A 13,444-nucleotide genomic window follows, 5' to 3' on the forward strand; every position below is an offset into this window, starting at 1 on the left:
TTAAGAAACAACAATACGAAAATGTTCCAGCAAATAGGCAGGGACAGCGGGTATGATTCACCTGGAGATTCCTTACTCGCAAAGCCATTGTCCCGCTTCCTGGATTCAGTCAATTCTACAGGGAAGCTACCTAAAACGGTGCTATACTGTCTGAATCCGCGCGATAATTATATACTTGCCAGTATGGCTGGTAACTTTCAAGACGGTACGGTTCCTGGGAAGGTTCAGTTTGGTACGGCTTGGTGGTTTAATGATCATATAGATGGTATGGAAGATCAGATGAGCATTCTTGCCAATGTAGGTTTAATTAAACATTTTATTGGAATGCTTACGGACTCGCGGTCATTTCTTTCGTTCTCCCGTCATGAATATTTTCGGAGAATCCTTTGTAATTTATTGGGGAGATGGGCCATGAATGGGAAAGTTCCCGCAGACATGGAATGGCTGGGAAGCTATGTAAAAGATATATCTTATTACAATGCGAAAAGGTATTTTAACTTATAGAAAGGAGCGGACCCTATGGAAATGAGTTTTCGCTGGTACGGAGAAGATGATCCTGTGAAGCTTGAGCAAATTAAACAAATCCCTCAAATGAAGGGGATCGTGTCCGCCATATACAGTATCCCCCCTGGGGAAGTGTGGCCGTTTGAAAAGATTAAGAATTTGAAGGAAACCATTGAAGCTCTTGGTTTAAAACTGAGTGTTATTGAAAGCGTCCCTGTTCATGAAGATATTAAACTGGGACGCCCGACGAGAGATCAATATATTCAGAATTACAAGCAAACCCTTCGTAATCTATCTAAAGCAGGCATAACAACAATTTGTTATAACTTTATGCCCGTTTTTGACTGGACGCGTACAAATCTTGCTGAATCGCTACCCGATGGATCAAATTCACTTGCTTATGAAGAAGAGTCCATATCTAGAATAGACCCACTTGAAGGTAAACTTGAACTGCCGGGCTGGGACCTCTCTTACCAGACAGAGAAGCTAAAGCTTCTAATGGAAGATTACCAAGCGATGTCAGAAGAATCGCTGATGGATAACCTCATTTACTTTCTGAAAGAAATTGTGCCTGTCGCAGAGGAGGAACAATTGCTGTTGGCTATCCATCCCGATGATCCGCCTTGGAAAATTTTCGGATTGCCGAGAATTATTACTGGGAAAGAAAATGTGGAATATATGCTGAAGGAAGTAGATAGTCCGGCTAATGGTCTTACTTTTTGTACAGGTTCATTCGGAAGTAATCCTGCAAACGATCTCCTTGAGATTATCGAGGCAGCTAAAGGCAGAATCCATTTTGTCCATGCAAGGAACGTGAAATGGATTGGAGATAAATCCTTTCAGGAAACCTCTCATTCGATTAAAGATGGTTCTCTTCCAATGGTAGAGGTCATGAAGAAGTTAGTAGAAACAGGGTTTAAAGGACCCATTCGACCCGATCATGGGAGAATGATCTGGGGAGAGGAAGGAAGGCCCGGGTACGGACTGTTTGATCGTGCACTTGGGGCAGCTTATCTTAATGGAATTCTTGATACAGTCATAGAGAATTAGAAAGGAGGATACAATGAATTTACCATTTCAAATCGATCTAGAAGGAAAGATAGCCGTAGTAACAGGAGGGAGCGGAGTGCTTGGCTCCGTTCTAAGTGAGGCGTTAGCCAAATGCGGAGCGAAGGTTGCTATTCTCGCAAGAACACAAGAGAAAATTGATAAAGTAGTCGAAAGAATTACTTCCACTGGAGGAGAATGCCGGGGGTACAGTGTGGACGTTTTGGATAAAGAAGCTCTTATGGAGGTCCGTGAAGACATCCACGAGCAGTGGGGGACGGTCGATTTATTACTTAATGGAGCAGGTGGTAATCATCCCAAGGCAACGACTGGGCAGGAATATTTCTCGCCTGATAATGAGGAGCAGAGCTTCTTTGATATCGATCCTCATGCTGTTGATGAACTGTTCAAATTAAATTTCTCAGGAACTCTGATCCCAACTCAGGTGTTTGCTGAAGATATGGTTGATAAACATGGAGCTTCCATTATTAATATCTCCTCTATGAATGCATTGAGACCATTAACGAAGATCCCTGCTTACAGTGGAGCGAAAGCAGCTGTCAGCAATTTTACCCAATGGTTATCTGTATATTTCTCAAAGGTAGGAATTCGTGTGAATGCGATTGCTCCTGGATTCTTTTTAACGGAACAGAATCGGGGTCTGCTTCTTGATCAAGAGGGAGAATATAAAGAGCGAGCGAATAAAATTATTGGGCAGACCCCTATGAGCAGGCTGGGGAAAGCTGAAGAACTGGTGGGGACCCTGTTATGGCTGGCTGATGAGAAATCGTCTGGTTTTGTGAATGGGATTCTAGTCCCAGTGGACGGCGGTTTTTCCGCTTATTCAGGAGTGTAGGAGGATTAATGATGAAATTATACAACTGTTTAACAAAAATGATCGACCATACATTAACCGTTGTAATTCGCGGGAATTCCCCGGAAGAGGCAATAAAAACTGCGGAAGCCTGTGTGGAAGGAGGCGTAAGGAGCCTGGAGATTACTTTCACCGTTCCTCAAGCCGATAAAGTGATCCAATACTTTCAGGGAAGAGAGGATTTGGTGGTAGGGGCAGGTTCAGTGCTGGACGCTGAAACAGCGAGAATAGCTATTATGAGTGGTGCTCAATTTATCGTGGGGCCGAACTATAATCGTGAAGCTGCTTTCTTATGTAATCGGTATCAGGTTCCTTACATCCCGGGTTGTATGACGATTAATGAAGCCATGCAAGCGTTGGAGAGTGGGTCATCAATTATTAAGCTTTTTCCAGGCCAGAGCTTTGATCCTTCCCATATTAAAGCGGTTAAAGGTCCGCTTCCTTACATAGAAATTATGCCTACAGGCGGTGTAGATTTGGGAAATGTAAGGCACTGGCTTGATGCAGGGGCACTTCTGGTAGGAGTGGGAGGAGAGATTACCAAGCCGGCAAAACAGGGGAATTATGAAGAGGTTACGGCTAATGCAAAGGACTTTGTTGAGATTGTTCAAGGTGGTCGAGTGTAAGACGGCTGCGTCCTTCATTAGTTGAATTTGACGGTATCCGTTAGACATACTTCTTTTTCCAACTATAAAATCCGAACTTAGATGTAATGTTAATCACCTTTTTTCATCTGCGTTCGGATTTTTCTAGTGCAGAATTTCGAGTCATTTCTATAAGATCCTACTAATCCCGTCCCTTTCTTGACGATTCTTCTATTAGGTTGGGGGGATTTACTTGTGCCTGTGTTTATGAAAAATTACATTAACTATCCTAAAGCATTTTATATGTGTTTTTCTTCCATTAATTGAGCCTCTTAGTCCGTATGGATTTAGATAATTTTATGATATAATTTAAAAGATATTTTACAAAAAATATACATGAGGTTAACATTCTCTACAGCAAGAGCTGTTCAATAAATCACCAAGTACATTCCATTCCCATTAATAATAGGAGAGATTTACATGAGCTCAACATCCAATATGAAACTTTTTACATTAAACTCTAATGAACCATTAGCGCAGGAAATCTCTGAGATCCTCGACGTTCCTTTAGGAAAGAACTCTGTCGTGCGATTTAGTGACGGTGAAATTCAAATTAATATTGAAGAAAGTGTCCGAGGGGCGGATATCTATTTGATTCAATCGACCTCCCAGCCTGTAAATGAACATTTAATGGAGTTATTAATTATGATTGATGCGATGAAGAGAGCTTCGGCCAAAAGCATTAATGTCGTCATTCCTTATTATGGATATGCGCGTCAGGATCGTAAGGCACGCTCCCGTGAACCGATCACAGCGAAATTAATCGCGAATTTATTGGAAACCGCAGGAGCTTCCCGCGTCATTAGTTTAGATTTACATGCCCCGCAAATTCAAGGCTTTTTTGACATCCCTGTGGATCAACTGGTCGGTGTGCCGATTCTTGCGGAGTACTACAATGAAAAGAATCTGGACGATATTGTCATTGTGGCCCCTGATACGAGTGGACTGAGACGTGTAAGGAGAATGGCGAACATTCTAGATGCTCCGATTGCCTTCATTGATAAACGACGGCCTGAACCAGGGGAAGAGGAAGAAACGAATGTAGTAGGCTCTGTTCAAGGGAAAAATGTCATCCTTGTAGACGATATGATCGATACAGCTGAAACAGTAGTACAGGCGGCGAATTGTCTTATGGAAGCTGATGTTAAAGAAATTTATGCCTGTGGAACTCATGCTCTATTATCAGAACCAGCTGGCGCCAAGATTGAAAATTCTCCGATTAAAGAACTGGTTGTAACCAATTCGATTTTCTTACCAGAGGAGAAGAAGATTGATAAAATAAAATCCCTTTCAGTTGCTCCGTTATTTGCCGATGCATTGTTACGCGTGCAAAATGAGAAGTCTGTGAGCGTTTTGTTCGATTAAAGGGTAAAAGTTCAAAATTTATGAATGAAACAGCGGGTACTCCAATCCGCTGTTTTTTTATGTTTATGGCCTGTAACGAAATAAAAAAAGTTTTTCACATGATTTATTGATCTTCTATTCATACTAACCCCAGGAGGACTCAAGTATGAAATTTGTAATTTTGTCTCTATGTTTATTACTATCTCAACCTTCGATACAACAAGATGACTTAACGCTGATGGAGAATGGCAAGCTAGTTCTTACGGTGAACAGAAAGAACTTTGCTGACCAGTTCCTTGGACATCCATTTGTCGATCAAATGAAAACCCAGCAGCTTATGGATCAACTGGATCAGAAAATAAACCAAGGGCCTGTAAATGCGAAGATAGGGGGATCAGGTGAAATCATTCCTGGAAAGAACGGCTACAAAGTTTATCGAAAGAAATTCACAGAAAGATTTTATCAATATTTGTATGAGGCAGGATCGGATTCATTCAACGTCCCTAAACTTCCCGTTTATCCTAAGGTTGATAGTGAATTGCTTGCCAATGTGCGTACCCAGCAGATTGGACATTATGTGACTTATTTTAATTCGAATAATGAAGAACGGTCGCATAATATTCGACTCGCATCAGATGCCATTGACAGCCACGTGGTCTTTCCAGGCGAACTTTTTTCCTTTAATCAAGTGGTTGGAAAAAGAACGAAGGAAAAGGGCTATAAGACAGCCCCGGTTATTGTTAAAGGAGAAGTAACAGAAGGAATTGGCGGAGGGATTTGTCAGGTATCTTCTACACTGTTTAACTCCGTGGACAATGCAGGAGTGAAAGTGATGGAACGCTATTCCCACAGTAAACGGGTTCCTTATGTACCCTCAGGACGAGATGCTACAGTGAGCTGGTATGGGCCGGATTTTTCATTTAAGAACCAATATAACCAGCCGTTACTCATTCGCTCAAGAGTTTATGGAGGCATGATGAGTGTGACGATTTATTCTTCTGATGTGATTAATGTAAAACCCCATGCTATTCCACATGCCAGCAAGAAGCTTCCCAAAGAAAGAAAACTTCACTCTGCTGAACATAGGTGACTTTGCTGCATGCTCAAAAGGCCATGAATTTCAATGTGTTTTTCACTTTTAAAGGTCATTCATTTAGGGTATCTAAATAAATGGAAACCCGTTAGATAAAAAAACTTATTTTGATTACTTAGAAAGGGTGAAGAACATGAAAGTTCTAGTTGTAGGAGCAAACGGACAAATCGGTAAACATCTCGTGACAAGTATACAGAATCGGGAAGGATTCGAAGCAAAGGCAATGATCCGCAAGCAGGAGCAAGCTTCCTTCTTTGAAGATCTTGGTGCGGAAACGGCAGTAGTCAATTTAGAAGACGATGTCGAAGCAATTGCTAAAGCAGCTGAAGGTGTGGATGCGGTCGTATTTACAGCAGGGTCCGGCCCGAATACAGGACCAGATAAAACCATTTTAATTGATTTAGACGGTGCTGTGAAAACAATGAAAGCCACTGAAAAGGCTGGGGTGAAGCGCTTTGTGATGATCAGTTCGTTTGATACAAGCCGCAAAGCCATCCAGGACGCTCCGGAGTCCTTTGCACCGTATGTAGCCGCTAAGCATTATGCCGATGAGTGGCTGAAATCAACGAAATTAGATTATACCATCATCCATCCTGGTATTCTAAGCAATGATAAAGGAACCGGTCAAATAGAAGCAGCATCTGAAGTGGAAAGAGGAGAAGTTCCTCGAGAAGATGTGGCAAGTGTTATCGTTGCCAGTTTAGAAAATGAGTCCACGATCGGCAAAGAGTTTCAAGTAGTATCGGGTACTCATTCTATTCAGGAAACAATCAGCTCCATCTAAGTGTGGACAACTTTAATGGATAGGTTTCAATATACAGAAGAGACAATTTACCTGCATGGTGAATTGTCTTTTTTTTGTATTAAGAAATTATATCCTTAGAGGGGAACCCGCTTTCAACTTACTAGTGGGGATTTAAATTTCAACTAGTCTTATCTTTCAGTGGAAAACCGTCTATAGTAGTGAATTTGACCTCTATTCATTCTACATATTATAAAACTTAACTGTTTGAGAATAGTGGGAATTCTAATCAATCCTTAAAAGAAAATGAAAATAATAGCCGCTTCTAAAAATATAATGAAACATGACCACTAAAGCTGAGAATGATTAAAAGGAGAATTGAGCGTGAAGGGATCTAAGTTAATTAAGCCGCACGTCGATGAAAGTTATCCTACGGCCGTTTATGGTGAAGGGGTTTTTATTTGGGATGACCAAGGAAAAAAATACTTGGATGGTTCTTCAGGGGCAGTTACAGCGGGTATCGGCCATGCTGTGCCAGAAATCGTGGCTGCGATGAATGTCCAAGCACAAAAGTTATCGTTTGTGTATCGTTCCCAATTTACGTCCGTACCAGCCGAACAACTTGCTGATCAATTAAGCTCTATCGCGTTTGATGAGGACACTCCTTATTATTCTTTTTTTGTAAATAGTGGTTCTGAGGCAACAGAAACGGCACTAAAGATCGCTGTTCAACATTGGCAGGAGAAAGGGAATTACCGAAAGAATAAAGTAATCTCCCGCTGGTCCAGCTACCACGGCATAACTATGGGGGCGTTATCCATGTCTGGGCATATCGGTCGAAGGGAGCGGTTTGTCCCCATGCTTGAAAGCTTCCCTAGTATCTCATCACCTTACTGCTACCGTTGTCCGTTCAACCAGGAGTACCCGAGCTGTCAATTGATGTGTGCCAATGAACTGGACACATCGATTCGCCGGGTTGGGGCTGAGCATGTAGCTGCCTTTATTGCAGAGCCGATTATTGGAGCAGCAGGAGGAGTCGTTGTCCCGCCAGCTGATTATTATCAACGAATTAAAGAAATTTGTGATGTTCATGACATTCTCTTTATTGCCGATGAAGTGATGACAGGCATCGGTCGTACGGGGAAGATGTTTGGGATGGAGCATTACGGAGTGAAACCCGATATTCTCACACTTGGGAAGGGGCTGAGCGCCGGCTATTCACCAATCGCCGCGACACTTGTTCATGAAAGAGTCATGGAGCCTATTTGGGAAGGGTCGAAATCAATAATGAGTGGTCACACGTATAGTGCAAATCCACAATCGACTGCTGTAGCCCTTGCTGTTCTTAACTACATTCAAAACATAACTTAGTTGAACGAGCGGCGGAAAACGGTGATTATTTGTTAAATGAAATAAAGAAGCTCGCCATACAGTCACCGATCATTGGGGACGTTCGTGGGAAAGGGTTAATGATGGGGGTGGAATTCGTTTCTAATTCATTCACCAAAATTCCTTTCAGAAAACCGTTAGAGCTGACGAGCAGGGTCATTACTAAAGCTCGTGATAAGGGGCTTCTCATTTATCCTGCATCAGCTGGTGTGGAAGGGGGAGACGGTGACGCGATTATTATATCTCCACCCTTAACCATTAATAAACAGGAGATGGATCTGTTACTTAGAATTCTCGAAGAAACCGTATATGAAGTCCAAAATGAATTAATTATTCAAGGATATATCGACTCGATTGGATAGGAGGGAAAAGATATGCAGCGAGCTAAGCAAAAGCCTATAAATAAAACGGGAACGCTTGAAGAAGCTCTCTCTTACATCCGTGATGGCTGTACACTCATGTTCGGTGGTTTTGGAGGGATTGGGAACCCACCGACTGTTATGGATGGCATGTTGAAAAAAAGGGTGAAAGATTTGACCTTAATCGGGAATGATGCTGGATTTCCCGATATCGGAGTCGGTCGTATCGTAAGTGAGGGGTTCGTTAAGAAACTCATTGCTTCTCACATCGGTTCAAACCCTATTGCGGGTCAATTGATGATGGAGGGGAAATTAGAAGTAGAATTCTCCCCGCAAGGTACTCTGGCGGAACGAATTCGTGCGGGTGGTGTAGGGCTTTCTGGAATCCTAGTTGACGTCGGGATCGGAAGTATGGTGGAAGAAGGAAAGCAAAAGGTCGTTGTGGATGGTAAAGAATGTTTGTTAGAGAAACCTCTAAGAGCGGAAGTTTCGATCGTGTATGCGAAAAAAGCAGACACCTTTGGCAATCTAATTTATGATACGAGTGCTAGAAATACCAGTCCTCTTGTAGCGATGGCAGGGGATTTTACCATAGCGGAGGTTGAGGAGATTGTGCCGGCCGGTGAATTGGATCCTGAATGCATCATAACACCTGGGGTCTTCGTGGACATGGTCATTCAAAGTAAAGGGGTAAATTGGAAATGGGCTTGGGAATAGATGTCAGAAATCGAATGGCAAAGCGTGCGGCTCGGGAAATTGGGACTGGTATGATCGTCAATTTAGGTATTGGGATTCCTTCTCTTGTTTCTAATTACCTTGAAAAAGACACGAAGGTCATGTTTCATGCTGAAAATGGAGTCTTAGGCATGGGAGAATCGCCAAAGGAAGGCGAAGAGAATCCCATGCTTTGTAACGCAGGGGGATTCCCAGTCGGTACCGTACAGGGAGCTGCTTATTTTGACAGTGCCACAGCTTTTGGCATAATTCGATCCGGACATTTAGATATGACAATTTTAGGGGGGCTTGAAGTAAGTGAACAGGGAGATTTGGCAAACTGGATTGTTCCTGGTCAACGTGTCCCCGGGATCGGAGGAGCGATGGAACTTGCCCAAAAAGCTAAAAAAGTCATCGTTTTGATGAGTCATTTAAATAAAAAGGGAGAGCCAAAGATTTTACCTGTATGCAGTTTGCCATTAACGGCGAGAGCGTGTGTAAGTATGATTATTACAGACATGGCTGTAATTGCGGTCACACCACAGGGCCTTGTCTTAAAAGAAGTTATGACGCCTTATACAGTCAATGATATTAGAGAAAAAACAGCGGCGACCCTCCATGTAGGAGATGGGGTGGCGGCCTTTTAGTTGGATGGCAAAAAGTGCAGTAATCAAAAAGTTAATGGAGAGAGAGGTGGCAATTTTTTGGAAACTGTAAATGAGACACTGAAGAATCAGGTTCATCAATGGTTAAAGGAGAATAAGGAAGAAGGGACCAAGCTGCTTCAAAGCCTTGTGCAAGCAGACAGCACGCAGGGAAATGAAGCGAATGCCCAGGGAATTGTGATAGACACATTGAATGAACTGGGACTTAAAGTTGATGTCTGGGATCCTGATGGAAAATCGTTGAGTAAGCATCCGAATTTTGCTTCATCAAGGGATGATTTTACAGGAAGTCCGAATGTAGTGGGTGTTCAAAAAGGGACAGGCGGCGGACGATCCCTCATTTTTAATGGCCATATTGATGTGGTACCTGCAGGGGACCGTAATCAATGGGATGACGATCCGTTTAGTGGGAAAGTGGTCGATGGAAAAATGTATGGACGAGGTGTGACCGATATGAAAGGTGGCAATGTGTCTATGCTTCTGGCCATCAAGGTTCTTCATTCCCTTGGTGTCAAGCTGAAGGGCGACGTCATTTTTCAAAGTGTGATCGAAGAAGAAAGCGGTGGAACAGGAACGTTAGCTGCCGTGCTTAAAGGCTACAAAGCAGATGCTGCTATAATCCCTGAGCCGACGAATTTAAAAATTTTTCCTAAACAGCAAGGCTCCATGTGGTTTCGTGTCCATATTAAAGGCCGCTCCGCCCATGGAGGCACACGTTATGAAGGAGTCAGTGCAATTGAAAAAAGTCTGAGCGTCGTAGAACATATCCAACAGTTAGAACAACAGCGGAATGAGCGCATCACAGACCCTTTATATGATAAGATCCCCATCCCCATTCCGATTAATATTGGGAAAATTGAGGGGGGAGACTGGCCTTCCTCCGTTGCCGATTTAGTAAAATTGGAAGGGCGGATGGGAGTTTCTCCAGAAGAAACGATCGAAAATGCCAAAGCTGAAATGGAAGACTGGCTAGAGAAGCTTAAGCATATCGATCCATGGTTTGAAGAACACCCTCCCCAGCTTGAATGGTTTGGTGCCCGCTGGCTTCCTGGTTCTATTGATCAGGAACATGAATTGATGCAGACCCTTGTATCGTCGTACCGTGGGGTCTTAAACGAAGATCCGATTGTAGAGGCTTCTCCATGGGGTACGGATGGGGGGCTCTTAACAGAAGTAGGAAACATACCTTCCTTGGTGTTTGGCCCGGGAGTGACAGAGATGGCCCACTTTCCTAACGAATATATCCACATCGATAGAGTTTTTGAAGTGGCAGAAATTATGGCTTGTACCCTGGTTGAGTGGTGTGGGGTTCAAGTAGAATGAGGAATTAAAGGAGCCGTGTCTAACAAGTTTATAAAAGAATTTTTCACGATTTATTATAATGAAAGACTCCTTCAGACAGATGAAGGAGTCTTTTTTTATTCTCTCTATTTCTAAATGAACCGATCTCTGTTTTTAATGAAGTTTTCTGAAGGTATCGTTACCATCATCTTTATTTCATACTCCTCATCTAAATTCATGATATTGTTATAATAATTAGTTGACTGAAAAATATCTGAGAAATTATAGTTAACAAATGAATAAGAAAAACCTTGATTATTTATGGATTTTTGATTACAATCTTTTCTTTAAAAGTCTTCTTGGGGGGAAAAGCATGAAGTATAACAATGAGGATGATCCTCGTTACCGTATTGCGAACCGGGAAGCCTTCATTGGTGTCGGTCTGGTTCTGATCAATTTTATTCTCTGGTACAGCCTTGCTTATGGCCTGGGTTCTAAACCCGTGGAGGAGTACAACTACATCTGGGGTTTGCCGGCATGGTTTTTCTATAGCTGTATTTTAGCCACCCTATTCATTCTGACTCTTGTGGTAATTGCGGTCATTTTTCTGTTCAAAGAAGTGTCGTTGGACGAGGGGGATGAGCAATGAATAGGGAAGTCATTATTCCGCTGCTGATCTTTCTTGTTGTGATTTTTATAACGGGTTTCTATGCTTCTAAGCATTTGAAGACGACCTCTAACTTTCTGCAGGAATACTTTCTTGGAAGCAGACAGCTTGGCGGTTTTATTCTTGCGATGACAATGATTTCTACATATGGTAGTGCGAGCAGCTTTGTTGGAGGCCCGGGGGTGGCCTATACCATGGGGCTTGGCTGGGTTCTGCTCTCTATGACTCAGCTCCCAGCCGGATATTTTGTTCTTTCCGTTCTTGGGAAAAAGTTTGCCATAATGGCGAGAAAAATACACGCCGTTACATTGATTGACTTCTTAAAAGAGAGATACCAGAGCAAATGGGTGGTAATCCTGTCTGCACTGAGTATTATTATATTCTTATTTTCCGCTATGGCCGCCCAGTGGGTCGGCGGCGCACGATTAATTGAATCACTCACAGGTCTTTCTTATACTGCAGCTTTGTTTATTTTTGCAGTTTCTGTACTTGTTTACGTGATTATTGGGGGCTTCCGTGCTGTTGCTATTACAGACACGGTTCAAGGTGTGGTAATGTTTGTCGGGACGTTAATTATTCTCATTGGTACCATCGTGGCCGGCGGAGGAATGGGAAAAATTATATCAGATCTGGCAGCAGAGAATCCAGGTCTAATCACCCCATTTGGAGCGGACCATTCGTTAACGCCGTTGTACGTATCTTCCTTCTGGATACTTGTAGGGGTAGGAGTCGTGGGGCTTCCACAAGTCGCGGTACGTGCGATGTCTTACAAAACCTCTAAAGGGATGCATCGGGCTTTAATTATCGGTACCGTGGTAGTTGGATTTATTATGCTTGGTATGCATTTAACTGGAGTATTTGCCCGTGCAGTTATGCCAGGTATTGAAGTAGGTGATACCGTAATGCCAAGGATTGCGATGGAGGTTTTACCTTCCTGGCTGAGTGGAATCGTGCTGGCGGCTCCTATGGCGGCGATCATGTCTACCGTTGATTCTTTACTACTGCTTGTTAGTTCAGCTGTAGTTAAAGATGTGTACTTAAATTACGTGAAACCAGGGGCAGACGATCAGACGATTAAGCGTTTTAGCTTAGGTGTAACCACTGTTATAGGAGTTCTTGTGTTTGCCATGGCTATTCACCCGCCTGAGCTTTTAATATGGCTGAATCTCTTTTCCTTTGGAGGACTGGAAGCCGCATTTATTTGGCCGGTGATTATGGGACTTTACTGGAAAAAAGGGAATGCCAGTGGAGCTCTTGCTTCTATTCTAATGGGGGTGGGCAGCTACATTCTATTTAATACGTTTATGCCTAATGCGTTTGGCATGCATACGGTTGTTATGCCTGTACTCCTATCACTGATTGCTTATGTAGGAGTGAGTCTGCTTACAGTAAAGCACCATGCAGCTGTTCAAGAGGAAATCATTACGAAATTGTGGAGTGCTTAAAGGAGTCCACTTATAAGTTTGGACGAGATATATTTTTATAAATAACTATGTAATTTTGACTTAATAGTAGCTGTATACGCTTGTATCTAGATAGATACAAGCGTTTTTTGTTTGGAAATGTAGTTATCCTTTCTCCTTATAGGCAAAAAAATTTTTAGATGAGCTGCTGCTTCCTCGAAAATAGGGTTTTAGTTCATTCCAAAATATTGATAGAATAGAGCATACGTAAATTAATAAGTGGGTGTATAAAATGAATGAAACTAAAGTAGAATTGCTAAAATTAATAGAGAAAAACGCGAACCATTTAGAAGTCGAAAAAATTGCAAAGTTAATGGGTAGAAGTATAACTGAAATCCAGAAGCTGATTGATGAGCTTGAGAAGAAAAAAGTCATTCTTGGGTACTCGACGCTGATTGATTGGGCAAAGGTATTGGATGGGGAGGAAGTCACGGCTATGGTCGATGTAAAAGTGACCCCGGCCCGTGGTGTAGGCTTTGATAAAGTGGCGGAGCGCATTTATCGTTTTCCTGAGGTGAAGGCCGTATATCTAATGTCTGGAGCCTATGATTTGTCGGTTTCGGTGAAAGGGAAAACGATGATGGAAATTGGCCATTTTATATCAGAAAAGCTGTCGACTCTCGATTCTGTCTTATCAACAACAACTCATTTTGTCTTA

13 protein-coding genes and 1 pseudogene are annotated in these 13,444 nt (G+C 42.5%); all 14 read left to right on the plus strand.

What is annotated here, in order from left to right:
- The coding region (locus Q7A53_RS16290) for a glucuronate isomerase (RefSeq protein ID WP_411790249.1) at positions 1–504 on the plus strand (504 nt) is incomplete at its 5' end.
- 15 nt (positions 505–519) lie between these two features.
- The gene (gene uxuA, locus Q7A53_RS16295) at positions 520–1,554 is read left to right on the plus strand and encodes a mannonate dehydratase (protein WP_411790250.1); all 1,035 of its coding nucleotides are present in this window, start codon (positions 520–522) and stop codon (positions 1,552–1,554) included.
- A 13-nt stretch (positions 1,555–1,567) separates the two neighbouring features.
- Positions 1,568–2,407: an SDR family oxidoreductase gene (locus tag Q7A53_RS16300; protein ID WP_411790251.1), complete on the plus strand. Its 840-nt coding sequence runs from the start codon at positions 1,568–1,570 to the stop codon at positions 2,405–2,407.
- Positions 2,408–2,418: 11 nt separating this feature from the next.
- On the plus strand, positions 2,419–3,051 hold the full coding sequence (locus tag Q7A53_RS16305) for a bifunctional 2-keto-4-hydroxyglutarate aldolase/2-keto-3-deoxy-6-phosphogluconate aldolase (protein ID WP_411790252.1): 633 nt from the start codon (positions 2,419–2,421) through the stop codon (positions 3,049–3,051).
- Between the two features lie 438 nt (positions 3,052–3,489).
- Complete coding sequence (locus Q7A53_RS16310; protein WP_411790253.1) at positions 3,490–4,434, plus strand: ribose-phosphate diphosphokinase; 945 nt, start codon at positions 3,490–3,492, stop codon at positions 4,432–4,434.
- 145 nt (positions 4,435–4,579) lie between these two features.
- Positions 4,580–5,503, plus strand: a complete 924-nt coding sequence (locus Q7A53_RS16315) for a VanW family protein (protein WP_411790254.1) — start codon at positions 4,580–4,582, stop codon at positions 5,501–5,503.
- A 136-nt stretch (positions 5,504–5,639) separates the two neighbouring features.
- Positions 5,640–6,290, plus strand: coding sequence for an SDR family oxidoreductase (locus Q7A53_RS16320; protein ID WP_411790255.1), 651 nt, complete (start codon positions 5,640–5,642; stop codon positions 6,288–6,290).
- Between the two features lie 342 nt (positions 6,291–6,632).
- Positions 6,633–7,999 (plus strand): annotated as a pseudogene (locus Q7A53_RS16325) (aspartate aminotransferase family protein).
- Positions 8,000–8,011: 12 nt separating this feature from the next.
- Positions 8,012–8,713 (plus strand): CoA transferase subunit A, encoded by a 702-nt coding sequence (locus tag Q7A53_RS16330; protein WP_411790256.1) that lies wholly within the window; start codon positions 8,012–8,014, stop codon positions 8,711–8,713.
- Positions 8,698–9,357: a 3-oxoacid CoA-transferase subunit B gene (locus Q7A53_RS16335; protein WP_411790257.1), complete on the plus strand. Its 660-nt coding sequence runs from the start codon at positions 8,698–8,700 to the stop codon at positions 9,355–9,357. Before Q7A53_RS16330 ends, Q7A53_RS16335 begins: the two co-directional genes overlap by 16 nt.
- Positions 9,358–9,414: 57 nt before the next feature.
- Positions 9,415–10,698, plus strand: a complete 1,284-nt coding sequence (locus Q7A53_RS16340) for a peptidase (RefSeq protein WP_411790258.1) — start codon at positions 9,415–9,417, stop codon at positions 10,696–10,698.
- Between the two features lie 331 nt (positions 10,699–11,029).
- A complete protein-coding gene (locus Q7A53_RS16345; protein WP_411790259.1) occupies positions 11,030–11,305 on the plus strand; it encodes a YhdT family protein in 276 nt (91 codons plus the stop codon).
- Positions 11,302–12,768 (plus strand): sodium/pantothenate symporter, encoded by a 1,467-nt coding sequence (panF, locus tag Q7A53_RS16350; protein WP_411790260.1) that lies wholly within the window; start codon positions 11,302–11,304, stop codon positions 12,766–12,768. Before Q7A53_RS16345 ends, panF begins: the two co-directional genes overlap by 4 nt.
- Positions 12,769–13,018: 250 nt before the next feature.
- Positions 13,019–13,444, plus strand: a 426-nt coding sequence (locus tag Q7A53_RS16355) for an Lrp/AsnC family transcriptional regulator (RefSeq protein ID WP_411790261.1), incomplete at its 3' end; no start/stop codon positions are given.

Source organism: Halobacillus rhizosphaerae, assembly GCF_046719735.1.
GTDB classification, from domain to species: domain Bacteria; phylum Bacillota; class Bacilli; order Bacillales; family Halobacillaceae; genus Halobacillus_B; species Halobacillus_B rhizosphaerae.

Excerpts from the sequence above, each read along its gene's own strand:
- uxuA (WP_411790250.1), top strand. The coding sequence starts at position 520 with ATGGAAATGAGTTTTCGCTGGTACGGAGAAGATGATCCTGTGAAGCTT.
- Q7A53_RS16305 (WP_411790252.1), top strand. The coding sequence starts at position 2,419 with ATGAAATTATACAACTGTTTAACAAAAATGATCGACCATACATTAACC.
- Q7A53_RS16335 (WP_411790257.1), top strand. The coding sequence starts at position 8,698 with ATGGGCTTGGGAATAGATGTCAGAAATCGAATGGCAAAGCGTGCGGCT.
- Q7A53_RS16330 (WP_411790256.1), top strand. The coding sequence starts at position 8,012 with ATGCAGCGAGCTAAGCAAAAGCCTATAAATAAAACGGGAACGCTTGAA.
- Q7A53_RS16300 (WP_411790251.1), top strand. The coding sequence starts at position 1,568 with ATGAATTTACCATTTCAAATCGATCTAGAAGGAAAGATAGCCGTAGTA.
- Q7A53_RS16310 (WP_411790253.1), top strand. The coding sequence starts at position 3,490 with ATGAGCTCAACATCCAATATGAAACTTTTTACATTAAACTCTAATGAA.
- panF (WP_411790260.1), top strand. The coding sequence starts at position 11,302 with ATGAATAGGGAAGTCATTATTCCGCTGCTGATCTTTCTTGTTGTGATT.
- Q7A53_RS16345 (WP_411790259.1), top strand. The coding sequence starts at position 11,030 with ATGAAGTATAACAATGAGGATGATCCTCGTTACCGTATTGCGAACCGG.
- Q7A53_RS16320 (WP_411790255.1), top strand. The coding sequence starts at position 5,640 with ATGAAAGTTCTAGTTGTAGGAGCAAACGGACAAATCGGTAAACATCTC.
- Q7A53_RS16315 (WP_411790254.1), top strand. The coding sequence starts at position 4,580 with ATGAAATTTGTAATTTTGTCTCTATGTTTATTACTATCTCAACCTTCG.